Raw genomic sequence first — 23,475 nt, 5'->3', positions numbered from 1 at the left:
TCCTTTTTAGAGGATCGAGCCCAACGCCGTCCGCAGATGCGCCAGGATGCGTGACGCCGATGTCGGGGCGGCCGCCGGCCCGGGGTCACGGGCGGACAGGTCGGCGGCCCGGGCGTGGACGAATGCCGCGGCGGCCGCCGCCTCGTCGGGGGCCAGCCCCGCTGCCAGCAGCGCACCGATCACGCCGGACAGCACGTCCCCCGAGCCGGCGGTCGCCGCCCACGAGTTGCCTGCGGCGTTGAGGTGCACCGGCCCGCCGGGCGCCGCGACGATCGTGACGTTGCCCTTGAGCAGCACCGTGACGCCGAGCCGGTCGGCGAGCCTGCGGGTGTCGGCGATCCTGTCGGCGCCGGGCGGCGCCCCGGCCAGCCGGGCGAACTCTCCGGCGTGCGGGGTGAGCACGGTCGGGGCGGAGCGGCCCTCGATCAGCTCCGGGTGAGCGGACAGGATCGTCAGGCCGTCGGCGTCGACGATCACGGGCAGGTCGGTCTCCAGAGCGAATACCAGTGCGGCGGCGGCGGTCTCGTCGGTGCCGAGGCCTGGGCCCACGGCCCACGCCTGAACCCGGCCCGCGCTCGCGTAGCCCGGGGTGGCGATGACCTCAGGCCAGTGCGAGACCACCTCGGCGGCTGCCGTTCCCGCGTAGCGGACCATCCCGGATGTGGCGGCGACGGCGGCACCCGTGCACAGAATGGCAGCGCCGGGGTAGGTCTGCGAGCCGGCCATCACGCCGGTGACGCCCTGGGTGTACTTGTCGTCGGTCGGGCCGGGCACCGGCCAGCGGGCGGCCACATCCTCGGCGTCGAACGCGCGCAGGTCGGTCGGTGGCAGGTCGAGCCCGATGTCGACGAGCTCGACCCTGCCGCAGTCGCCCAGTACGTGAACGGGTTTGAGACCACCGAAGGTGACCGTGAGCGCGGGCCGCACGTGCGGACCGTCGGCGACACCGGTGTGCACGTCGACACCGCTGGGCACGTCGACGGCGACGACGGGGATGCCGGCCCGGGTGACGGCGTCGAACACCTCGGCCGCCTCGGGGCGCAACGGCCCCGACCCGGAGATTCCGACCACCCCGTCGATGACCAGATCCGTTGAGGGCATTACACTTTCGACGACGCGCCCGCCGGCGCGCAGGAACGCGTGGAGGGCTTTGCGGTGCGCCCGTTGCGGGTTGAGCAACAGCGCCGCGGCACCCGCGCCGCGCCGACGCAGGAACGTCGCCGCCCACAGGGCGTCTCCTCCGTTGTCTCCGGAACCGACCACCGCGCACACCCTCTTGCCTGCGACCGTGCCCAGCTCGCGGGCGATCGCGGTGGCCAGTCCGAACGCCGCCCTGCGCATCAACGCGCCTTCGGGCAGCGCGGCGAGCAACGGCGCTTCGGCCTCACGGATGGCGTCGGCGCTGTAGAAGTAGCGCATGGCGCCTACGGTACGTGGATAGGCTGAGCTCAGCGCTGCCGGCCGCGCAGCGCGTCTTCGACCGTCGGGTACAGGTCGATGACCGTGTCGATCCGCATCAAGTGCAGGGGACGGCTGGTCGCGGGCCCCTCGGCGACGACGCGCAGGGAGATGTTCGCGCGTTCGGTGAGCCGGTGGGTCTCGACAAGCACGCTGATGCCGGCCGACGACAGAAACCCGACGTCGGTGATGTCGACGATCAGGACCGCCGGCGAGTCCGCCAGTGCCACGTCCAGATGCGTGACCAAGGTGGGTGCGGTGAGGACGTCGAGATCGCCCGCCACGTGCAACACCAGCAGGTCGCCGTCGCGGCGCGGTGTGACAGTGAACCTGCCCCTGTACGTCTGACCAGATGAAGTCATTGCCGTCCCCCGGCTTCTAGAAATACATGCGTGCACAGCCATGCCGACGGTTAGCGTGGTTCTGACGCCCCGCGGCGGCCACCGCTGCTGTTCAACGGCTCATTAAGAGGTGTATCGCCGAAACAGCGCCGCGTGTTACTACTCGACGGTGACCGACTTCGCCAGGTTTCGCGGCTTGTCCACGTCGTAACCGCGGGCCTGGGCCACCCCGGCCGAGAACAGCTGCATCGGGATGGTCGACAACAGAGGCTGGAAAAGCGTTGACACCGCCGGAATCTCGATCAGGTGATCCGCGTAGGGTTGCACCGCCTCGTCGCCCTCCTCGGCGATCACGATGGTGACGGCGCCGCGGGCCTGGATCTCGCGGATGTTCGACAGCAGCTTGGAGTGCAGCGTGGCCGCGTTCTTCGGCGACGGCATCACGACGATGACCGGCAGATCGTCCTCGATCAGCGCGATCGGACCGTGTTTGAGTTCACCGGCGGCGAAGCCCTCGGCGTGCATGTACGCCAGTTCCTTGAGCTTGAGCGCGCCCTCGAGCGCCACCGGATAGCCCACGTGGCGGCCCAGGAACAGCACCGTCTGCGAGGCGGCGAACTGCTTGGCCAGTTGCACCACCGGTTCGGCGGTGTCCAGCACCCGCGAGATCAGCTCGGGCATGGCCTCCAGATCGTGGTACTCGCGCGCCACCTCGTCGGGGTACTTGGTGCCACGGGCCTGCGCAAGCGCAAGTCCGACAAGGTAATTCGCGGTGATCTGGGCCAGGAACGTCTTGGTCGACGCCACCCCGATCTCCGGCCCGGCGCGGGTGTAGAGCACCGCGTCGCACTCGCGGGGAATCTGGCTGCCGTTGGTGTTGCAGATGGCCAGCACCTTGGCCTTCTGCTCCTTGGCGTGCCGGACCGCCTCCAGGGTGTCGGCGGTCTCGCCCGACTGCGAGATCGCGACGACGAGGGTGTGGCTGTCCAGAACCGGGTCGCGGTACCGGAACTCGCTGGCCAGCTCGACCTCCACCGGGAGCCGGGTCCAGTGCTCGATCGCGTACTTGGCCAACAACCCGGAGTGGTAGGCGGTGCCGCAGGCCACCACGAAGACCTTGTCGACGTCGCGCAGCTCCTGGTCGGAGAGTCGCTGCTCGTCGAGCACGATCCGGTTGTCGGCGAAGTGGCCGAGCAGCGTGTCGGAGACCGCGGCGGGCTGCTCGGCGATCTCCTTGAGCATGAAGTACTCGTAGCCGCCCTTCTCGGCGGCCGAGGTGTCCCAGTCGATGTGGAACTCGCGGTAGTCCTGGGTGTCGGCCCCGTGGAAGTCGGTGATCCGGTAGCCGTCCGCGGTGACGACGACGGCCTGGTCCTGACCCAGCTCCACCGCGTCTCGGGTGTGCTCGATGAACGCCGCGACGTCCGAGCCGACGAACATCTCGCCGTCGCCGACGCCGAGCACCAGCGGTGTCGAGCGACGCGCGGCCACGATGGTGCCGGGATCGTCGGCGTGGGCGAACACCAGCGTGAAATGGCCTTCCAGGCGGCGCAGCACCGCCAGCACTGACGCGGGGAAGTCTCCGGCCGTCTCACCGTGCACATATTCGCGGGCGACCAGGTGGACGGCGACCTCGGTGTCGGTGTCGCTGGCGAACTCGACGCCGGCGGCTTCGAGCTCGGCGCGCAGCGGCGCGAAGTTCTCGATGATGCCGTTGTGGACGACGGCGACCTTGCCGGACGCGTCGCGGTGCGGGTGGGCGTTGCGGTCGGTGGGCCTGCCGTGGGTGGCCCACCGCGTGTGACCGAGCCCGGTCGCGCCGACCAGGTGGTCGGCTCCACTCTCGGTGAGGGCGGCCTCCAGATTGGCCAGCCGGCCCGCCTTTCGGCGCACGGTGAGTCCGCCCTTTCCGTCGAGCAGCGCGACGCCGGCGGAGTCGTAGCCCCGGTACTCCATGCGGCGTAGCGCGTCGACGACGATGTCGCAGGCAGGGCGCTGCCCGACATAGCCGACGATTCCGCACATAGCCCACCAGGGTACGGCAGAAGACGCCCCGGGCCGGTTGGGCTACGGTCATCGGGTGGCCAGCACGAAGAAGCTCTTTGCCGCGTTGACTCGCCGTGGACCGCACCGGGTTTTGCGCGGTGACCTGGCCTTTGCCGGCCAACCGGGCGTCGTGTACACCCCGGCGGAGGGCAAGAATCTGCCCGGCGTGGCGTTCGCCCACGATTGGATCACATCGGCCGACCGCTACCACGGAACCTTGGAGCACCTGGCTTCCTGGGGAATCGTGGCCGCGGCCCCCAACACCGAGACCGGCCTGGCGCCGTCGGTGCTCAATCTCGCCTACGACCTCGGCACGACGCTCGACATCATCACCGGCGTGCGCCTCGGTCCGGGTGAGATCAGCGTGCACCCGAACAAGCTGGGCGTCGTCGGGCACGGGTTCGGGGCGTCGGCGGCGGTGTTCGCGGCGGCGGGTCTTCCGGTCAAGCCGCAGGGAGTGGTCGCGGCGTATCCGACGGTGTCCAGCCCTCCGGCCGAAGCGCCGGCCGCGGGGTTGACGGTTCCCGGCCTGATCCTGACCGATCCCGGCGACCCGATGACGCTGCGGTCCAACGCGGTGGAGATGGCCAGGGCGTGGAAGAGCGCGACGCTGCGAGCCACCTCCAACACCAAGTCCGGCGGTCTGGTCGAGGGCCGGCGACTGGCCACCGTGGTGGGACTACCGGGCGCCAACCGGGGCACACAGAAGATCGTGCGTGCGCTGATGACCGGTTTCCTGCTGCACACGCTGGCCGGCGACAAGACCTACCGCGATTTCGCCGACGCGCACGCCGAGCTGCCGAAGGCAACGGTGATGGATCCGTTCGCCGACGACCCGGTCGACTTGGAGAACAAGGTCGTCGCCCTCCTCAAACCCTGACCCCGGGCCGGAATTTCCCAACCAACCGGTTGGGTGCTATACCTGGTCCATGTCTCCTGCGATGCGGACCGGGATCTTCCTCAGCTATGCCGGCGGGTTTCTTGAAGCCGTCGACGAGGTCGTCGAATGCGAGAAGATCGGGGTCGACATCGCGCTGGTGGCCGAGGCGTACTCCTATGACGCGGTCAGCCAGCTGGGCTTCCTGGCCGCCAGGACCTCGCGGATCGAGCTCGGCACCGGCGTCGTGCCGATCTACACCCGTACCCCCGCGCTGATGGCGATGACGGCCGCGGGCATCGACTACGTCTCCGACGGCCGGTTCCGGCTCGGTCTCGGCACGTCGGGCCCGCAGGTGGTCGAGGGCTTCCACGGGGTGCCGTTCGACGCACCGCTGGGCCGCACCCGCGAGGTCGTCGAGATCTGCCGACAGGTGTGGCGGCGCGAGCGGCTGAGTTATGACGGCAAGCACTACCAGCTGCCACTGCCGGCAGACCGCGGCACCGGCCTCGGCAAACCGCTGAAGCTGATCAATCACCCTGTGCGCGAACGCATCCCGATCACCATCGCCGCCCTCGGGCCGAAGAACGTGGAGCTGACCGCCGAGATCGCCGAGGGCTGGCAGCCGGTGTTCTTCTACCCGGAGAAGGCCGACGAGGTGTGGGGCGACGCGCTGCGCGCGGGCGCGGCCCGCCGTGACCAAAAGCTGGGTCCGCTGGATGTGATGGTCAGCGCCAGCCTGGCGATCGGCGACGATGTCGATGACCGATTGGCTTGGGCCAAGCCACAATTGGCGCTCTATATCGGCGGCATGGGCGCCCGGGGTAAGAACTTCTATCACAACCTCGCGACCCGGTACGGCTTCGGCGAGGTAGCCGACCACATCCAGGACCTCTACCTGGCGGGCAAGAAGGCCGAGGCCATCGACGCGGTGCCCGACGAGCTGGTGCGCCAGGTGTCGCTGGTCGGCCCGGCCGGGTTCGTCAAGGAGCGGCTGGCCGCCTACGCCGAAGCCGGTGTCACGACGATGCTGGTCCACCCGCTCTCCGGCGACCGGCGCGAGACCATGAAGTTCGTCGAGGAACTGCAGAACCTGCTGCCCTGACTCACGCCTGGATGCCGCCGGTCAGAATGGCGGCAAGCTCACGGTAGGCGTCGGCGTCGTCGAGTCCGGTGTTGTCCCGCACCACGCGCTGCTGGATGCGCACCATCACCGTGGCCACCAGATCGGCCGCGAACGCCGCATGGACGTCCCGGAACTCCCCGGCGGCGACACCGTCGGCGATCAACTCCTGGACCCGGCGCGCGGCGATGCGAGTGTTCTTCTCGTAGATGGTGCGGGCGGGCGGGAACGCATCCAGATCCGACATGAACTGATCTGATGCCGGGTCGAGGGCTGCCCCCACCGCGCTCAGATAGGCCGCGATGCGATCCCGGGCCCCGGCGACGGCGACCACCGTGGCTTCGACCGATTCGGTCGCCGTCCGGAAGAAATGCACCGTGGCCGCCTGGACGAGCTGTTCCTTGCTGCCGGCCAGCGTGTACAGCGTGGACTTCGAGCACCGCAGGCGCGCGGCGATCTCGTCCAGCGTCAGATGCGCGAAGCCCTCGGCCAGAAACAGCGCAGTGAGCGCGTCGAACAACTCGGTGCGGCGCGGGGTGGCGAACGCGGGCCTGGTCACCGAGCCGATAGTACTAGAAGCTGTCCTGTAGTACTGTCCTGCGTATGGCTGTCGAGCGTCTCCTGCCCACCGACGAAGCGCGAGAGCTCATCGACCTCGCCCGGCAGATCGCCGACAAGGTGCTCGACCCGATCGTCGATCAGCACGAGAAAGACGAGACCTACCCCGAAGGGGTGTTCGCGACGCTGGGTGAAGCGGGGCTACTGAGCTTGCCCTACCCCGAACAGTGGGGCGGTGGCGGCCAGCCCTACGAGGTGTATCTGCAGGTGCTCGAAGAGCTCGCCGCCAGATGGGCGGCGGTGGCCGTCGCGGTCAGCGTGCACAGTCTTTCCTGCCACCCGCTGATGAGCTTCGGCACCGACGAGCAGCGTCAGCGCTGGCTTCCCGAGATGCTGGGCGGATCGACGATCGGCGCCTACAGCCTGTCCGAACCGCAGGCCGGATCCGATGCCGCCGCGCTGGCCTGCAAGGCCGTCGCCGCCGACGGCGGTTACCGCATCAACGGCGCGAAGGCGTGGATCACCCACGGCGGTATCGCCGACTTCTACAATCTGTTCGCCCGCACCGGCGAAGGCCCGCAAGGCATCTCGTGCTTTCTGGTTCCCAGGGACACCGAAGGGCTGACCTTCGGGAGACCGGAGGAGAAGATGGGGTTGCACGCGGTGCCGACAACCGCCGCGCACTACGACAACGCGTTCATCGACGCACAGCGCCGTATCGGGGCCGAGGGCCAGGGTCTGCAGATCGCTTTCAGCGCGCTGGATTCCGGGCGGCTCGGCATCGCCGCGGTCGCGGTCGGGCTGGCCCAGGCCGCGCTCGACGAAGCGGTTGACTACAGCCAGCAGCGAACGACATTCGGCCGCAAGATCATCGATCATCAGGGTTTGGCGTTCCTGCTGGCCGACATGGCCGCCGCGGTCGATGCCGCACGGGCCACCTACTTGGACGCCGCGCGGCGTCGCGACGCGGGGCTGCCGTACTCACGGCACGCGTCGGTCGCCAAGCTCACCGCCACCGACGCGGCGATGAAGGTGACCACCGACGCCGTCCAGGTGCTCGGCGGCGCCGGCTACACCCGTGACTACCGGGTGGAGCGGTTCATGCGCGAAGCGAAGATCACGCAGATCTTCGAGGGCACCAACCAGATTCAGCGGTTGGTGATCAGTCGCCACCTGGCGCGCGGCTGACGGTGTCGCACACCGGCGGGCCCGCCTGTGGCCGCCGAGCGACTGCAAGTTCGCCGATCAGCGCGGCGACCACACCGAAGGCGAAATACAGCGGCACCAGGAAGGGCGCGGCGCCGAACAGACCGTCCGACGCCGGGTGGTAGGCGAACACGTCCAGATGCACGAGCGCGATCTCCACGGCGGGGCCGATCACGGCGATGACGGTCCCGCAGGCCGCGCCCGGTCCGTCACCGAGTACACACCAGATGATGACCGCCGCCGCGCCGATCAGTGCGGTGACCGGGACGGTCGGGGCGGTGTGCACGAGCGCGGTGGTGACGTAGGCGCCCACGACCGCGGCGATGCCGGCGAGCGCCCGGCGGGCGGTGACGTCGGACCGGGGCGCGGGCAGGCGCAGCCGCAACTCGGCCAGCGACACCGTCGCCGCCCCGACCAGAACCGGAAACCACAGGGGACTGCTCCAGATGAACGGCACCGCGTCGGTGTAGTAGACGGTCGTCCCGGTCACGACATGGCTGTGATCGCCGATCAGCGCCGCCGTGGCGCCGAGCAGGAACAGCGCCACGGCCTCCGCGATACGCAATCTCACGCCGGGTGACGCTACCCCGCCGGCTCTCCGACTTGAGGCACTTCGCCGGCGGCGATCTCACACGGTGTCTGCTCCCCGGCGACCGGGGCGGCCGGGGGTAACGGTTCGGCCGGCGGTGGTGGTTCGGCGGGCGGGGGTGCCGGCACCGCGGTGGGCACCGCAGGCTCGCAGGGCTCATCCGGTTCCTCGGCGGGTTCAGGCGCGACGTCCGTGGCGCGCTGGGCGTCCGCCGCGACACCGTCCTGTGCGGCCTCCTCCTCTTTGTCCTCTTTCTCCTCTTTGTCCTCTTTCTCTTCGTCTTCCGCGGCCTGTTCGGGCTCGTCGAGCTCCGGTTCGTCGAGGTCGGGCGCGTCGAGGCCCGGTGGTTCGGGAGGGTCGGGGAGGTCCGGGAGGCCGCTCCCACCCAGCAGACCGCTCAGCGTGTCGGCGAACTGTCGGCCCACCCCGGACAATCCCCCGCCGACGTCGGGGAAGGCTCCAGCCCCCAACCCCGGCCCCGCGCCTGCCGGCGGCGTGACCGGCGGTGCCACGGGAGGAGTGAACGACGTTGCGGGCATTGGGGTTTCGGGCGCGGTCCATGCCGACGGCACGGTGGCCGGGCCGGGAGCCGGGACACCAGCGGGAGACCCGACGGCAGCGGCAGGTGCGGCAGGTGCGGCAGCAGCGGGAGCCGAGGAAGCGGGGACGGCGGCGGCGACCGGTGCGGCGGTCGGCTGCGGGCACCGAGCGTCCTCGTCGCAGCTCTCGGTGACCGACGAGGTCCACACCGGCCCCAGGTCGCCGGGGATGCCGAACACAGGCGGCATCCCAGCGCCGATCTCGGCCACCGAACGCTCGAAGGCGGCCGACACCGCCGCGACGGACTGTCGCATCGCCGACAGCCAGTCGGTCGCGACCGTGCCGGCGACGAAGGGCCTCACCGCCTGATCCACCAGCTCGCTGGCCGCGGCGCGGTCCCCGACACCGGTGGTCACCGTCGCAGCCGCCGCGAGCCACTCGGCGCGCGAGGCGGCGGCGCGTCCTTCGACGCCGGTGGCGGCGTCGGCCTTGTCCCCCACCGCCTGCCAGAGGTTCTCCCCCAACGCGGCCAACGTGTGCGCCGCGCTGCGCAGCGCCGCCACAGCGGCGGTCGACGCCTCGTCGTGGCGGCGCAGAAAATCGCCGGCGGCCTGGGCACCCGGACCGTGCCACGCCGCCGACAACTGTGTGAGCTGCCGTCCCTGGACGTCGGCGGCATCCTGGGCTGCGCGCGCCGAGTCCTCCAGCGCGGCGCAGTCGCGCCGCAGCACCATCAGATCCATTCCGTCTTCAGTGCTGTACCAGTCGGGCACCTGCGCCGGGTGCATCGTCAGGTCGGGGTGTTGATAACCGAGCTGGCGGCATGCCCACACGTAGTGCGCCACGGTGTCCACCGCGGCCCGCCCCTGGTCCAAACGCGTTGCGACATCCGGGTTCCCGGTCATAGCCGCTAGCCCAACCGCTCGGCGGCCCGCAGGTCGGCGGCCTGGTAGCGGTCCGCTGACGCACGCAGTGCCGCGGCGATCTCCTGCGCTGCTCGCGACCACTCGCGTAGCGTGGTCACGACGTCGGACAGCTTGTCGCGCAACGCATCACCGTGGGCGACGTGAGCGCGACCCGCCGTCGCTCCGTCGAACGCAAGACCGCTCAGGTGGTGGCGCACCGTTGAGTCGAGGATCGACGCCGCCGTCTCGTATTCGCGCGCGATCGCACGCACCGCCGCCGTGTCGACACGGGCCGCGCCTGAAGTTCCCATATGAGATTGGACGCCGGCGGGGCCCAGCCGGTTCCCGCGGGTTTCAGCTCTGCGCGCTGACCGACTCCGCCACCCGCGCCGCCATCTGTCGAGCGGTGTCCTCGTCGGCGGCCTCCACCATGACGCGGACCACCTGTTCGGTTCCGGAGGGACGCAACAGGATTCGGCCGGTGTCCCCGAGCTCGGCCTCGACGCTGGCGACCGCGTCGCGCACCGACGGCGCGTCGGCGACGGTCGCCTTGTCGGCGACCGCGACGTTGATGAGCACCTGCGGCAACGTCTGCATCGGTTCGGCGAGGTCGGCGAGGCCGCGGCCGGTCTGAGCCATCCTGGCCATCAGACGCAGACCCGTCACGATGCCGTCTCCGGTGGTCCCGAAGCTCGGCAGCACGATGTGCCCGGACTGTTCGCCGCCGAGGGCGAATCTACCCGCGCGCAGTTCCTCCAGCACGTAGCGATCGCCGACGCCGGTGGTGCGCACCTCGATGCCGGCCGACCGCATCGCCAGGTGCAGCCCCATGTTGCTCATCACGGTCGCGACGAGGGTGTCGGAGGTCAGCTCGCCGGTTTCCTGCATCGCCAGGGCGAGCACCACCATGATCGCGTCACCGTCGATGACGCGTCCGTGCGCGTCGACGGCCAGGCACCGGTCGGCGTCGCCGTCATGGGCCAGGCCGAGGTCGGCGCCGTAGGAGACCACCGCCGAGCGCAGTGCCTGCATATGGGTTGATCCGCAGCCGTCGTTGATGTTCAGGCCGTCCGGTTCGGCGTGGATCGGGATGACGTTGGCGCCCGCGGCGCGGTAGGCGCGGGGGGCCGCATCCGAGGCGGCTCCGTGTGCGCAGTCGACGACCACGGTCAGCGCGTCGAGCCGCGTGGTCGCCGCCTTGCCGACGTGGCGCAGGTAGCGCTCCAGGGCGTCGTCGGCATCGACGACCCGGCCGACGCCCGCGCCGGTCGGGCGCGCGCCGGGGCCCTGCCGCACCAGCTCCTCGATGCGGTCTTCGGTGGCGTCGTCGAGTTTGTGGCCGCCGGGACCGAAAATCTTGATGCCGTTGTCGGGCATGGGGTTGTGCGACGCCGAGATCATGACCCCGAAGTCGGCGTCGTAGGCGCTGGTCAGGTACGCGACCGCCGGTGTCGGCAACACCCCGACCCGCAGGGTGTCCACACCTTCGCTGGCGATCCCGGCGATGACGGCCGCTTCCAGCATCTCACCGCTGGCCCGCGGGTCACGTCCGACGACAGCGACTCGCCTGCGGGTCTCACCGGATCTGCCGAGTCGCCGCGCCGCCGCCGCCCCCAGTGCCATCGCCAGCTCGGCGGTCAGGTCCTGGTTGGCGACGCCGCGCACCCCATCAGTGCCGAACAGTCGAGCCATCGTGACAACCTCTCACAGGTCTGGGCTCCCGAGCCAATTCCGCCTCGGCGTGATTATCCACGCCACAGTTGCGTTTCCGGCCCCAAAACGGCTCACCGCCCGCACCCTGTCGCGGATGCGGGCGGTGAGAAGAGGGTCAATTACCCTTCGTCGTTCTCACTGGGCAGCGGCGAATTGCCGTCCTCGCCGGCCCCGGTGCCCTCGGGGGCGCCCAGGCCCTCGCCGGTACCGGAGGTACCCTCAGGCGCAGTCTCCTCAGCCGGCGCCTCCCCGGCCGGCGCCTGCGGGGCAGGGGACTCTGCCGGAGCCGCCGGGGCGGCCACATTCTGGGTGACCAGGAGGTCACCACCCGGCAGTCCGGAGCACACCGTCTGCTGGACACCATCTGCGTCGACCCGCGTCGCCGTCGTGGTCACATCAGCGGGCACCGCGCCACAGATCGCGGCGGCCGCGGCGGCGGCCCTGTCGACGGTCACGCCTTCAGCCAGCGTGACGTCCCCAATGGTCAGGTTCACCAGGCCGTCGGCGGCCGGGGCGGGCTGTGCGGGGTCGGCCGGCTGGGCATGCGCCAATCCGAGGCCGGCGGAGAAAAGCAGCGATCCACCGAGGACAGCACCCGCTGCGGCGTTCTTGACGAAGTTCATCAATCACTCCTTTGCTTTCGCGGAGCCGGGGACGAGAAGGTCTCGCCGACGCAGTGACGCGCCCTGGCTCCAGATTTCGAGGGTTACGTACCCCGACGACCGAATTCAAACCGCGCCGCTGCGCGAAAGCGGGTACCGGTGCGTGCCTAATTAACTATTTGCGTGACATTCCTGCACATAGGACCGCTGTGCTTTCCTGAAATAGTTATGTGTGACAGGACACATTTCGGCGCACGCACAAAAGACCGACGCCCGGCCGCTCGCATCGCGAGCAGACCGGGCGCCGGGACGTGAAACTGTCAGCGCTTGCTGTACTGAGGCGCCTTGCGGGCCTTCTTCAGTCCGTACTTCTTGCGTTCGGTGGCACGCGGGTCACGGGTGAGGAAGCCGGCCTTCTTCAGCGCCGGACGATCCTCGGGCTGGACCAGGATCAACGCGCGCGCGATGGCCAGGCGCAGCGCGCCGGCCTGGCCGGACGGGCCGCCGCCGTCGAGGTGGGCGTAGATGTCGAACTGATCGACGCGGTCGACCGTCACCAGCGGCGCCTTGATGAGCTGCTGGTGCACCTTGTTCGGGAAGTAGTTCTCCAAGGTGCGGCCGTCGAGGTTGAACTGTCCGGTGCCGGGGACCAGGCGGACCCGGACGACAGCCTCCTTGCGGCGGCCGACGGTCTGGATCGGACGGTCGATCAGCACGGGCTCGCGGGCGGCCACGTCGGCGTCGGCCTCGACGCTGTAGTCAGCGGTCTCGACGGCCTCGGGGGCGTCGGTGTACTCGGTCTCGGTTCCGATTTCGGATGTCACTGAGCCACCTGCTTGATCTCGTACACGGCCGGCTGCTGAGCGGCGTGCGGATGGTCCGGGCCGGCGTACACCTTCAACTTCTTCTGGACCTGACGGCCGAGCTTGTTGTGCGGCAGCATGCCGGTGATCGCGTTCTCGACGACGCGGGTCGGGTGCTTCTGCAGCAGCTCGCCGATGGAGCGCTTGCGCAGACCGCCGGGATACCCCGAGTGCCGGTAGGCGAACTTGTTGTTGAGCTTGTCGCCACTGATGGCGACCTTATCGGCGTTGATCACGATGACGAAGTCACCGCCGTCGACATTGGGCGTGAATGTCGGCTTGTGCTTGCCGCGCAGCAGCTTGGCTGCTTCGACGGCGAGCCGGCCGAGCACCACGTCGGTGGCGTCGATGACGTACCACGAGCGCGTGGTGTCACCCGCCTTCGGCGTGTACGTAGACACAGCGTTACCTACTCTTTTCGCGGATGGATCCCGGGATCGACTCCCAGGTGCCGGTCAGGCGTGTGCATACCATCCGCCTCGGCGACCGGCAGGGACCCGAGGCGACCGACGACCGAAGGCCGGCGCACGCCAACGATGGAGCTTACCTGCGGGCGTCGCCGCAGGTCAAAACGCGCTGGGATACCATCGCCGGCCGTCGACGGTGCCTCCCCCGAAACACACATTCGCACGGACCGAGGGGGGTCCGTGCGAATGTGCGTCCGGTCAGCGGATCAGAAGAACCCGAGGGCCTTGTCGCTGTAGCTCACCAGCAGGTTCTTGGTCTGCTGGTAGTGGTCGAGCATCATCTTGTGGTTCTCGCGGCCGATGCCGGACTGCTTGTAGCCACCGAACGCGGCGTGCGCCGGGTACTGGTGGTAGCAGTTCGTCCACACCCGACCGGCCTTGATGTCGCGGCCCGCGCGGTAGGCCGTGTTGCCGTCACGGCTCCACACGCCGGCGCCCAATCCGTAGAGGGTGTCGTTGGCGATCGAGATCGCGTCGTCGTAGTCGGTGAAGGACGTGACGGCCACGACGGGCCCGAAGATCTCCTCCTGGAAGATGCGCATCTTGTTGTTGCCGGTGAAGATCGTCGGCGCGACGAAGTAGCCCCCGTTGAGGTCACCGCCCAGCTCGGCGCGCTCGCCGCCGGTGATCACCTTGGCGCCCTCGCTCTTGCCGATCTCGATGTAGGACAGGATCTTCTCCAGCTGGTCGTTGGAGGCCTGCGCCCCGATCATCGTCTCGGTGTCGAGCGGATCACCCTGCCGCACCGCCTTGGTGCGGATCGCGGCCAGCGCGAGGAACTCGTCGTAGATGTCGGCCTGGATCAGCGAGCGCGACGGGCAGGTGCACACCTCGCCCTGGTTGAGGGCGAACATCGTGAAACCCTCGAGTGCCTTGTCCTGGTAGTTGTCCGCGGCGTTCATCACGTCGTTGAAGAAGATGTTGGGGCTCTTGCCGCCGAGCTCCAGGGTGACCGGGATCAGGTTCTGCGAGGCGTACTGCATGATCAGCCGGCCGGTGGTGGTCTCACCGGTGAACGCGATCTTGGCGATCCGGTTGCTCGACGCCAGCGGCTTGCCCGCCTCCACGCCGAAGCCGTTGACCACGTTGACCACGCCGGCGGGCAGCAGGTCGCCGATGACTTCCATCAGGTACAGGATCGAGGCCGGGGTCTGCTCGGCGGGCTTGAGCACGATCGCGTTGCCGGCCGCCAGCGCGGGGGCCAACTTCCAGACCGCCATCAGGATCGGGAAGTTCCACGGGATGATCTGGCCGACCACGCCGAGCGGCTCGTGGAAGTGGTAGGCGACGGTGTCGTCGTCGATTTCCGACAGCGAGCCCTCCTGGGCGCGGATCGCGCCGGCGAAGTACCGGAAGTGGTCCACGGCCAGCGGGATGTCGGCGTTGAGGGTTTCCCGGATCGGCTTGCCGTTGTCCCACGACTCGGCCAGCGCGATCGACTCGAGGTTCTCCTCGATGCGGTCGGCGATCTTGTTCAGGATCACGGCTCGTTCGGCGGCCGAGGTCTTGCCCCAGGCCGGCGCCGCGGCATGGGCGGCGTCGAGCGCCTTCTCGATGTCGGACTCGTCGGAGCGGGCCACCTCGGTGAAGGGCTGGCCGGTGATCGGCGTCGGGTTTTCGAAGTAGCGTCCGGCATTCGGCGCCACCCACTGGCCGCCGATGAAGTTGTCGTAGCGGGGCTTGAACGACATCAGGGAGCCGTCGGCCCCGGGGCGGGCGTACACAGTCATGGTGAAGTCTCCTGCTCGTGTGGTCTGCGTCACCGAAGCTACGCCTGCAACCGTTGCAGCACGGTTGCATCGTCGGACAGACTTGGCGACATCGACGCACCTCGCCGCACACCCCGCCAGCACCGTTCCCGCGAGACGGTGAACACGCTGGTGGAGGCCGCCGCGCAGGTGTTCTCCCGCGAGGGGCTGAACGCGACGACGAACCGGATCGCCGAGCGCGCGGGTCTGTCCATCGGCACGCTGTATCAGTACTTCCCGGACAAGTACGCGCTGTTGGAGGCGATCGCCGAGCGGCACGTGCGCGACGCCGACGGGCAGCTGACCGAGGTGTTTGCCCGGCTCCGGGCCGAGGCACCGCCTTTCGAGGCGACGATGCGCGTGGTGCTGGAGGCCGTGGTCGGCGCGCATGACGAGCGGCCACGGTTGCACGCCCTGCTGCACCGGCTGGTGCGGCCGACCGCCGATCAGCTCGCTGCGCTGACCGACCTCGAAGACCGCATCTGCGCCGAGGTGGCGTTCCACCTCAAGCGCTGCGGCCGCGGAGGTGACGACGTCGAGACGACGGCCCGGACCGTGGTCCATGCGATCGACGCACAACTACACCGGGTAATGCCGCGCGGCGAGTTCGACATCGGGGACGCGAGGGACGCGCTGATGATCACTGTGTGCCGGCTCGCTCCGCCACCCGGGTGACCGCGTCACGCAGCTGCGCCAGGCCGGGTTCCTCGATCGGGTAGTGCCCGCAGTTCTCCAGCAGCACCACCTCGGTGGGCGCCGAGATGCGCTGCAGGAAGCGGACACTCAATCCCGGCGGGGTCCAGGTGTCGGCAGCGGGCGCGACGAGCGTGACGGGTGCGGCATCGAACGACTCCGGTGCGGTGTGGCCGAAGTTCATCCAACTCGCCAGGAACCCGAGCGGGACGCTGACGCCGCCGCCGCGCGGGTCCGACGCGCACAGCTGTGACAGCCGCCGGTCGGTGCTCATCGCGGCCATGTCAGCGAGCCATCGGATCGGCACCCGTACCCGGCCCAGAACAGGATCGACCGCGCGCAGCAGCGCCGGCGCGGGCCTGCCCATCCAGGCGAAGCGGGTCGCCGCGGCGCGGGCCGCGGGGTCGGACAGGTCCAGCAGGCAGGTCGCGACGACGGCGGCGACCTGCCGGGTGCGGGCCGCGACCTCATAGGCCACCATGCCGCCCATGCTGGCGCCGAACAGGATCAGCGGGCGTGGGTCGGCGGCCCGTTCCGCGGTCACCAGGTCACACAGCAGGTCGATCCAGTCGTCGTAGCGCACGCCGGCCGGGTCGGGTACGACGGTGTCGCCGTAGATCGGAAGGTCGGGGGCGAGGACGTCGGCCCCGTCTCCGGCCGCGACCGCGGTGGCGGGCCACAGCGCGCCGCTGTATCCGCCGCCTCCGTGAACGAGCATGACGCGCACCGCAGCCTCGGCGACGACCGCGCGCGCGATGTGCACTGTGGCGCCGCGCCACGGCCACCACGTGCTGACCGGCGGGGTCATTGCGGCGGTGTAGGTGTCGGGGACGAACGCGGCGTAGCTGTGGATGTCCATCCCGATATCGTCGAATCACCTTGCCCACGTTGGCAACTCGCATCTGCACCGGCGTTGCGCTGGGCTTTTCGCGCGTTGCTCGGGTTTTCAGCCGAGTTCGAAGTCCAGACCGGCGAGGTGACCCCGGGCCCGGGCGCGGGCCACCGCGGTGAGTCCGGCGCTGTCGCGCAGCGCCTGCCACCCCTCGCGGTCGTCGCGCCCTTCGGGCAGCTCGAGCCACCGCCGCAGCAGATCGGTGCGGCCCTGCCGGCTCTCGGCGAGCATCGCATCACGCAGGGTCGTCGACAGCTGGGTGCGCAGCCGGGCGATGGCCGGGGACACCGACTGGGCGAGCAGCGGACCGGCGTAGCGGTTGAGCGCCGACTCGACATCGCCGGCGTCGAGGGCCTCGAACACCTCGCCGATATCGCTGGTGATCGGCGTCGACAGCCGGTACGGCCGGGACCCGAGGTTCTCGGCGCCGATGACTTTGCGCAGTCGCGACATCTCGGCGCGGACCGTGACGACGTCAAGGTCCTTGTCGTCGAGCAGCACCGCCAGATGGTCGGCCGACAGCCCCTCCGGATGACGGCTGAGCAGCACCAGGATGTCGGCATGGCGACCCGTCAGGTGGGTGGCCTGCAGGTGTCCGTACCGGTCGGTGGTCACCCAGCGCGGCCGGTCGCCCCCGAGCACCACCAGGTGAGGTCGGCGAGCGGCGGGCTCGGCCGCGGCTCCTGCCACCCGCAGCAGGGCCAGGTGATTCTCGACGGCCACCGCCGTGGCGCGCACCAGCGCCAGCGTCTGAGCCGACGCGACCTCCGAGCCCCCGGTCAGGTCGATGGCACCGAGCAGCGCGCCGGTGCTGGGATCGTGCACCGGCGCGGCGGTGCAACTCCACGGCTGGACAATGCGGGTGAAGTGTTCCGATCCGCGGATCTGCAGTTCACGGTCCAGTGCCAGCGCGGTGCCGGGCGCGTTGGTGCCGGCGCTGCGCTCACTCCAGTCGGCGCCGGGGACGAAGTTCATCGCCTCAGCCCGGCGGCACGCCTTCGGGTCGCCTTCAACCCACAGCAGTGTGCCGTCGGCGGCGCTCACCGCGACCACCACGCCGGAGTCGACGGCGTCGTCGACGAGGAGCCGCCGGATCACCGGCAGCGCGGGCGCCAGCGGATGGGTCTCACGCAGGCGCTCGATCGCGGTGACCGCCGCCCGCGCGCCGCCGAGGTTCGGATCCACCCCGACCGCGAGGCTGCGCTGCCAACTCTGCGCGACGACGGGGCGCACCGGAATAGAGCTCAGATAGGACGCGTCGACCTCGCCGGCAACGAACAATTCGTGGACAGCACGCAGCCCTTTCGACGGACGGGCGGATCCCCGTCCGGTCGATGTCTCTGAAGCTGCCACGTGGCGTTCCTTTGTGTCCGCCCTCACATGTGCTGCCACCCTAACGCAGCAACGCCGGTCAGAGTACTGCGCGACCCTCGATCGGCTCCCCTCCTTTCGAGGGCCGCGCAGTCCCGGGGTGAGGCGCGTCAGGCGCCCCAGGCGTTGGCGGCTCGGCGGTCGGTGTCGGCGACGTCGTCCGCGCCGTCCCGGACCGCGTTGCCGAGGCTGACCAGGATCTCGTTGAGCGCCGCCGCGGACTGTTCCCAGCGGGTCTGCTCGGCGCGGTACGCCTCGGCGGACTCCCGCGTCCACGTCGCCTGCAGCGGGGCGATCTGGGCGCGCAGGTCGTCGAGGGCGCCGTTGAGGCGGGCGGAGGTGCGGTGGATCTCCTGACGGACGGTGTACTCGATCTCACCGAAGTTGTAGGACAGCGTGTGGGTCATCGCCGCCGCCTACAGGTGCGCCGCGACGGAGGCGATCCGCTGCGAATGACCGTCGGCCACCTCGCGCAGGATTCGCTCGTTGTCCCGGATCGTCTCGGCGATGCGCGCCAGTGCGGCGTGCAACTTCATCGACTCCGCGTTCCAGCGCTCGACCACGTCGCGGAACCGGACCGCGGCCACGCCGCCCCACACCGACGGCGGCACACTGCTCATCGCGCCGATGAACGAGTGCAGCATGGCCCGGATCTCCTCGTTGCGCGCATCGGTCTTGCCTGCCACCGACAGCATGAGGTCGAGATCGGTGGTCAGCGCCGCCCCGGCGGCCCCTGACGGTGTCGGCATGTGAAGTCCTCTCGTAGCCTTGAAAAAGCGATATACAGATTGGACGCAGCGCAGCCGAGTTCGGTTCCCCTGTTTCGGTTTTCATCGCAGCGCGTGGGCGGAGCGCACGGCTTCGTCGCACACGTCCTCGACGAGCCGCCGCTGCTCCGGGGCGCTCTGACACCCGATCGCGATGCGCAGCGTGCCGTCGACCAGCACGGTCCACCATGTCTGGCTGTCGGTCCGCCGCTCCAGGTAGGTCACGGCCGCCCGGCCGGCGCGCTCCCCGTCGGGATCGAAGTCGACGAACACCCCGGGTGGCGCGGATCCCATTGCCCGACGGAGAGATTCGGCGACCTCCTCGACGGAGGCCGCGTCGCCGTCGGCCTGGGTGAGGTGCAGGGCGGGCAGGCCGCCGGCGGCGGCGACGCGGACCCGCGGCGAACCCGGCCCCGCGGTGACTCGCTCGACGGTCCACGAGGCGGGCACCGAGACACCGACCCGGCCCTCCCTCAGCAGCCGGCTGCCTGCCGGCGACGGCGGTGCGTCCGACACCGCCTGCGCCGCCCAGCCTCCTCCGGCGGCGGCCGCGGTCAGTGCCACGCCGGCCAGGACGGCGCCGGATCGCCGGTTCGGAGGCTTCCGCCGGCGCGGTTGCGCAACGGCGTTCCGCACGGCGGCGTGCAGGCCGATGCGATCGCCGTAGGTGAGCACCGCTGCGAGCCGGCCGAGGCGGGCAGCCGCGGTGGGCGACAGCGGCGCCACTGCGGCCGGGGTGTCGATCAGCACCGACGTCCCGGGGTGGAGGTGCGCGATGAGCGCGTCGTCGTCGCGGGACACCACCGCGGGCCCGGCGCCGGGCCTCGTCACCACGGCAACCTCCGCGGCCAGTTCCACCACCGCGCGTCCGCCGTCGCCGAGCACAGAGCCCCGTCGCAGCACGGTGACCTGTGGCGCGAGGCCGCGTGCGGCCTCGCCGACGACGCCGGCCCGACCGGCCGGCCACCACGTCGGCACCACCAGCACCAGGTGGCTCGCGGCCCCGCCGGCAGCCGCGCGCAGTACGTCCCGCCACAGCACCGCGACGTCGACGACCCGGTCCTGCACCAGAGCCAGCGGGTCGTCGATGCAGGCCAACGCCGCCGAAACCCATTCGCGCGGAGCGTCGTCGGGGCCACGGACCGCAGCCGGGCCGACCTCGACGACGACGGTGGTCACGGCGGCTCCACCCAGGCCGTCTGGACGAGTTCGTCCGGTCGGCCGCGCACGCTCAGCGTGGCCCGTCCCGGTGGCAGTGGTGTGGGCCGGGTGGCGCCCAGCAGCACACCCTCGTCCGGAGACGCGCTCATCATCACACCCGCGCACCCCATGTCGCGCATGCGGGCCAGCACGGGATCGAACATCGCCCGCGCCGCGCCCCCGGAGCGCCGGGCGACGATGACGTGCAGCCCGAGATCCTTGGCGTGCGGCAGGAAATCGGCCAGCGGGGCGAGCGGGTTCCCGGTGGCACCCGCCACCAGGTCGTAGTCGTCGACGATCACGTAGATGTCCGGACCGCTCCACCAGGACCTGTCCCGCAGCTGCTGTTGTGTGACGAACTCGTCGGGCATCCTGGCGTTCAGCCGTTCGGTCAACGCGGCCGTCCGTGACGTCGCCGCGACCCCCGACACCGCGTAGCCGACTCGCGGCCCACTCTCGACCACACCGAGCAGCGTGCGCCGGAAGTCGACGATCTCCAGATGTGGTTCGTCGGCGGCCGCGGCCAATTCGGTGCAGAGCAGTCGCAGCAGTGCGGTCTTGCCGCACTCGCCGTCACCGAGCACCAGCAGGTGCGGGTGTTCTCCGAGATCCATGGTGACCGGGTTGAGGTCACGCTCCCCGAGACCGAGCAGCACCTGCCCCCGGCGGCGGCCGGGGACATCGATCGCGGATCGGTCGACCCGCGCCGGCAGCAGCTCGACCGGCGGCGCGGCGCCCCCGTCCCGCATCGGCTCGACATCCGGTGTGGCGATCACCATCTCGCAGCCATCGGCGGTGATTCCGCGACCAGGCGGTCGGGCGGCGAGCTCCTTGGCACGTCTGCGGTCCAGCTCCGAGTCCGCCGGATCCCCGAGCCGCAGCTCGATCCGGGTGCCGATCTGGTCCTTCAGGGCGGGCCGCAGATCCGCCCACCGGGACGCCGTGACCATCACGTGTACGCCGTAGGCCAGGCCCTGCGCGGCCATGGCGGTGATCGCGCTGTCCATCCCGTCGAAGTCCTGCCGCAGGGTGACCCACCCGTCGACCACCAGGACGACTTCGCCGTAGGGATCCTCGCGGACTCCGCCCGCCGCCTCGCGCGACCGCAGCACCGCCTCCAGCTGGGCGACGATTCGGCGGCACAGATCGCTGTCGGAGCGCCCGGCCACGGCGCCGACGTGGGGCAGGTCGCGCACCGCCGCCAGGTCGCCACCTCCGAAGTCCAGGCAGTAGAACTGCACCGCGCCGGCGTCGTGTGTGGCGGCGAGCGCACCGATGATCGTCCGCAGCGCCGTCGACTTGCCCGAGCGGGGCGCCCCGACGACCGCGACATGACCTGCTCCGGAGGACAGGTCGACGATCAGCGGGTCCCTCCGCTGCTCGAAGGTGCGGTCCACCACGCCGATCGGCACCCGCAGCCGCCCCGCGGTTGCGGCCGACAACACCGCGTCCAGACGCGGCGAGCGGCCCAGCGGCGGCAGCCACACCCGGTGTGCCACAGCGCCGCGGCCGGCCAGCTGCCCCAGCACCGTCTCGAGCAGCGGGAGTCGCGACATCGACGGCGCGGGTGCGGCGCCGCCGGCACGGTCGATGAGTGTGAAGCGCCGGACCTCGGGTGCGCTGTCGCGCCTCTGCCGGCGGACGGGGAAACAGCCGGAGACGAACGCCGTCTGGAACCGCGTCAGGGTGCCCGCGGCAGTGCTGAGATAGGCCGCACCGGGCCGGGCCGGCAGCTGGTGGGCGTCGGGAACACCGAGCACAGACCGGGATTCGGCGGCGGAGAAGGTCTTCAGGCAGATCCGGTACGACAGGTGGGTTTCCAGGCCGCGCAGCCTGCCCTCGTCGAGTCGCTGGCTGGCCAGCAGCAGGTGCATGCCCAGCGACCGCCCCAGTCGGCCTATCGCGACGAACAGCTCGGCGAAATCGGGATGCCGGCTCAGCAGTTCGGAGAACTCGTCGACGATGATCAGCAGCGCGGGCAGCGGGGGCAGCGTCCGGTCCAGGACCCTGGCCCTGCCGTATTCGGTCAGGTTGGTGAGATTGCCTGCCGCACGGAGGATCTCCTGTCTGCGGTTGATCTCCCCGGACAGCGCGTCCCGCATCCGTGCGACCAGCGGCGCCTCGTCGGCCAGATTCGTGATCACCGCCGACACGTGACGCACGCCGTCCAAACCCAGGAACGTCGCACCGCCCTTGAAGTCGACCAGCACCAGGTTCAACGCTTCCGGCGGATGCGCGGTGACCATCCCCAGCACCAGCGTGCGCAGAAACTCGGACTTGCCCGAACCTGTTGCGCCGACGCACAATCCGTGCGGACCCAACCCGCCGGCGGCTGCCTCGTTGATGTCCAGGTCGACGACCGTTCCGTCGTCGGCCACCCCGACCGGCACCGGCAGCAGCCCGGCCGGGGACCGCCTCGACCACCGGGCTTCGGCGTCGACCGCCTGCGGGTCGGCAATGCCCATCAGCGCCGCCCAGTCAGGAACGCCGTCCGCGCGGGCGGACTCATGCGGACGGTGACGCGACAGTCGGCGCGCGCACGCTAACGCGGCGGGCAACGCGAGCTCGTCGAAGCGCGCATCCACCCGCTGCCCGTCGACGTGCACGGCGACACCTGTGCCAGGGCCGGGCCGCAGCGCGACGACCGTGACGCCGTCGGCGGGTTGCGGTGCCGCCCCACCGTCGACGATCAGCAGGTGGCGCCGCCCGCGTCGGCGCTCACCCGCATGCGGCAGCCATTTCATCCAGTCCCAGTGCAGTTGTGGGCCCGCCGCCGCGACCGTCATGAGGCCTGGGTCGTGGTGAACGGCCAGCTGACACACCATCGCCCTGACGACGGCGCGGACGTCGGCGGGGTCGCCGTCGACGGTGATCAGCCCGGCGGAGGCGAGCCGCACCACGACGGGCAAGTCAGCGACCATCGCGTGGTGCCGCACCAGACGGCGCACCGCGCCGGCGGTGACGGGGTCGGCCTCGTCGTCCGGTCCCAGGTCCGGGGCGACCACCGAGACGGCCGCCGGCTGCTCCCCCACGCCGATCCGGACCACACCGAAGTCCGGACCGTCCGCGGCGCGGCGGAACATCCGTTCTCCGCCCGCGATCGTCCACAGCGCTGCGGGTTCAGGATGCAGGTCGTGCTGGGACCGATACTGGGTGTCGCCGGCGGCCACCAGTGCGTCGTCGACGGTGCCCAGGTAGCGCAGATAGCCGGCGCGCCCAGTATCGAGGTCGCCGGTGCGGTCGCGCCCGGTGTGGGCCAGTGTGCCGATCAGCGAGACCAGCATCATCACCGGGAAGAACAGGAACATCGGGTTACGCGTCGAACCCGCCGAGGTCAGGTACAGCACGGTCATGCCGGCCATCGCGACGATCATCGCCACCGGCATCAGCCGGGCCAGCGGGCTCATCGGTGTCTGCGCCGGCGGCTCGGGTGGCTTGTCGAGGACGATCCGGCCGAGGTCCATGTGGAGTAGACGCACCAGTGCCGCGGCCCGTTCCATCCACAGCCCACCGATT

The 23,475-nt window shown here is 70.3% G+C and carries 22 protein-coding genes; 4 read left to right on the top strand and 18 right to left on the bottom strand.

The features are described 5' to 3' along the window. Window positions 1-6: 6 nt before the first annotated feature. From ACTWP6_RS21440 to glmS, 3 genes are all read right to left on the bottom strand, one after another. Complete coding sequence (locus ACTWP6_RS21440; RefSeq protein WP_443188707.1) at window positions 7-1,419, bottom strand: NAD(P)H-hydrate dehydratase; 1,413 nt, start codon at window positions 1,417-1,419, stop codon at window positions 7-9. 29 nt (window positions 1,420-1,448) lie between these two features. After that, entirely contained in the window at window positions 1,449-1,820 is a 372-nt protein-coding gene (locus tag ACTWP6_RS21435) for an STAS domain-containing protein (RefSeq protein ID WP_260757463.1), read from the bottom strand. A 138-nt stretch (window positions 1,821-1,958) separates the two neighbouring features. Further along, window positions 1,959-3,824 (bottom strand): glutamine--fructose-6-phosphate transaminase (isomerizing), encoded by a 1,866-nt coding sequence (gene glmS / locus ACTWP6_RS21430; RefSeq protein WP_443188706.1) that lies wholly within the window; start codon window positions 3,822-3,824, stop codon window positions 1,959-1,961. Window positions 3,825-3,879: 55 nt separating this feature from the next. Here glmS and ACTWP6_RS21425 point away from each other — a divergent pair, with 55 nt between their 5' ends. Then, on the top strand, window positions 3,880-4,725 hold the full coding sequence (locus ACTWP6_RS21425) for a dienelactone hydrolase family protein (RefSeq protein ID WP_443188705.1): 846 nt from the start codon (window positions 3,880-3,882) through the stop codon (window positions 4,723-4,725). 61 nt (window positions 4,726-4,786) lie between these two features. Continuing rightward, window positions 4,787-5,827, top strand: coding sequence for an LLM class F420-dependent oxidoreductase (locus tag ACTWP6_RS21420; RefSeq protein ID WP_260757964.1), 1,041 nt, complete (start codon window positions 4,787-4,789; stop codon window positions 5,825-5,827). Between the two features lies 1 nt (window position 5,828). Here the strand turns inward: ACTWP6_RS21420 and ACTWP6_RS21415 are convergent, their stop codons facing one another. Then, window positions 5,829-6,413 (bottom strand): TetR/AcrR family transcriptional regulator, encoded by a 585-nt coding sequence (locus tag ACTWP6_RS21415; RefSeq protein WP_260757963.1) that lies wholly within the window; start codon window positions 6,411-6,413, stop codon window positions 5,829-5,831. Window positions 6,414-6,448: 35 nt separating this feature from the next. Here ACTWP6_RS21415 and ACTWP6_RS21410 point away from each other — a divergent pair, with 35 nt between their 5' ends. Continuing rightward, window positions 6,449-7,591, top strand: coding sequence for an acyl-CoA dehydrogenase family protein (locus ACTWP6_RS21410; RefSeq protein ID WP_260757459.1), 1,143 nt, complete (start codon window positions 6,449-6,451; stop codon window positions 7,589-7,591). Here ACTWP6_RS21410 and ACTWP6_RS21405 read toward each other — a convergent pair. The 8 genes from ACTWP6_RS21405 to adh form a co-directional block, all read right to left on the bottom strand. After that, window positions 7,566-8,180: a diacylglycerol-binding protein gene (locus ACTWP6_RS21405; RefSeq protein ID WP_443188704.1), complete on the bottom strand. Its 615-nt coding sequence runs from the start codon at window positions 8,178-8,180 to the stop codon at window positions 7,566-7,568. The two genes, ACTWP6_RS21410 and ACTWP6_RS21405, sit on opposite strands and share 26 nt — an antisense overlap. An 11-nt stretch (window positions 8,181-8,191) precedes the next feature. Then, a complete protein-coding gene (locus tag ACTWP6_RS21400) occupies window positions 8,192-9,643 on the bottom strand; it encodes a hypothetical protein (RefSeq protein ID WP_260757457.1) in 1,452 nt (483 codons plus the stop codon). A gap of 5 nt (window positions 9,644-9,648) precedes the next feature. Further along, complete coding sequence (locus ACTWP6_RS21395) at window positions 9,649-9,954, bottom strand: ESX-1 secretion-associated protein (RefSeq protein WP_260757455.1); 306 nt, start codon at window positions 9,952-9,954, stop codon at window positions 9,649-9,651. 43 nt (window positions 9,955-9,997) lie between these two features. Beyond that, the gene (glmM, locus tag ACTWP6_RS21390) at window positions 9,998-11,335 is read right to left on the bottom strand and encodes a phosphoglucosamine mutase (protein WP_260757454.1); all 1,338 of its coding nucleotides are present in this window, start codon (window positions 11,333-11,335) and stop codon (window positions 9,998-10,000) included. A 140-nt stretch (window positions 11,336-11,475) separates the two neighbouring features. Continuing rightward, entirely contained in the window at window positions 11,476-11,979 is a 504-nt protein-coding gene (locus ACTWP6_RS21385; protein ID WP_443188703.1) for a hypothetical protein, read from the bottom strand. Between the two features lie 299 nt (window positions 11,980-12,278). Next, complete coding sequence (gene rpsI, locus ACTWP6_RS21380; protein ID WP_260757962.1) at window positions 12,279-12,692, bottom strand: 30S ribosomal protein S9; 414 nt, start codon at window positions 12,690-12,692, stop codon at window positions 12,279-12,281. A gap of 86 nt (window positions 12,693-12,778) precedes the next feature. Continuing rightward, window positions 12,779-13,222: a 50S ribosomal protein L13 gene (rplM, locus tag ACTWP6_RS21375; protein ID WP_260757452.1), complete on the bottom strand. Its 444-nt coding sequence runs from the start codon at window positions 13,220-13,222 to the stop codon at window positions 12,779-12,781. A gap of 272 nt (window positions 13,223-13,494) precedes the next feature. After that, on the bottom strand, window positions 13,495-15,018 hold the full coding sequence (gene adh, locus ACTWP6_RS21370) for an aldehyde dehydrogenase (protein WP_260757451.1): 1,524 nt from the start codon (window positions 15,016-15,018) through the stop codon (window positions 13,495-13,497). Window positions 15,019-15,156: 138 nt separating this feature from the next. Here adh and ACTWP6_RS21365 point away from each other — a divergent pair, with 138 nt between their 5' ends. Further along, window positions 15,157-15,711, top strand: a complete 555-nt coding sequence (locus tag ACTWP6_RS21365) for a TetR/AcrR family transcriptional regulator (RefSeq protein WP_443188702.1) — start codon at window positions 15,157-15,159, stop codon at window positions 15,709-15,711. Here ACTWP6_RS21365 and ACTWP6_RS21360 read toward each other — a convergent pair. From ACTWP6_RS21360 to eccCb, 6 genes are all read right to left on the bottom strand, one after another. Beyond that, window positions 15,677-16,588 (bottom strand): alpha/beta hydrolase, encoded by a 912-nt coding sequence (locus ACTWP6_RS21360; RefSeq protein WP_260757449.1) that lies wholly within the window; start codon window positions 16,586-16,588, stop codon window positions 15,677-15,679. The two genes, ACTWP6_RS21365 and ACTWP6_RS21360, sit on opposite strands and share 35 nt — an antisense overlap. 87 nt (window positions 16,589-16,675) lie before the next feature. Further along, entirely contained in the window at window positions 16,676-17,974 is a 1,299-nt protein-coding gene (locus tag ACTWP6_RS21355; RefSeq protein ID WP_260757448.1) for a helix-turn-helix domain-containing protein, read from the bottom strand. Window positions 17,975-18,102: 128 nt separating this feature from the next. Continuing rightward, a complete protein-coding gene (locus ACTWP6_RS21350) occupies window positions 18,103-18,399 on the bottom strand; it encodes a WXG100 family type VII secretion target (RefSeq protein WP_260757447.1) in 297 nt (98 codons plus the stop codon). Window positions 18,400-18,408: 9 nt separating this feature from the next. Continuing rightward, complete coding sequence (locus ACTWP6_RS21345; protein ID WP_260757445.1) at window positions 18,409-18,741, bottom strand: WXG100 family type VII secretion target; 333 nt, start codon at window positions 18,739-18,741, stop codon at window positions 18,409-18,411. A gap of 81 nt (window positions 18,742-18,822) precedes the next feature. After that, window positions 18,823-19,938: a type VII secretion-associated protein gene (locus ACTWP6_RS21340; RefSeq protein ID WP_260757443.1), complete on the bottom strand. Its 1,116-nt coding sequence runs from the start codon at window positions 19,936-19,938 to the stop codon at window positions 18,823-18,825. After that, on the bottom strand, window positions 19,935-23,459 hold the full coding sequence (eccCb, locus tag ACTWP6_RS21335; RefSeq protein WP_443188701.1) for a type VII secretion protein EccCb: 3,525 nt from the start codon (window positions 23,457-23,459) through the stop codon (window positions 19,935-19,937). Before eccCb ends, ACTWP6_RS21340 begins: the two co-directional genes overlap by 4 nt. Between the last annotated feature and the right edge of the window lie 16 nt (window positions 23,460-23,475).

The sequence above is a fragment of the Mycobacterium sp. 4D054 genome (assembly GCF_052245755.1).
Lineage (GTDB): Bacteria > Actinomycetota > Actinomycetes > Mycobacteriales > Mycobacteriaceae > Mycobacterium.
This window is presented reverse-complemented; position numbering and strand designations above follow the sequence as displayed.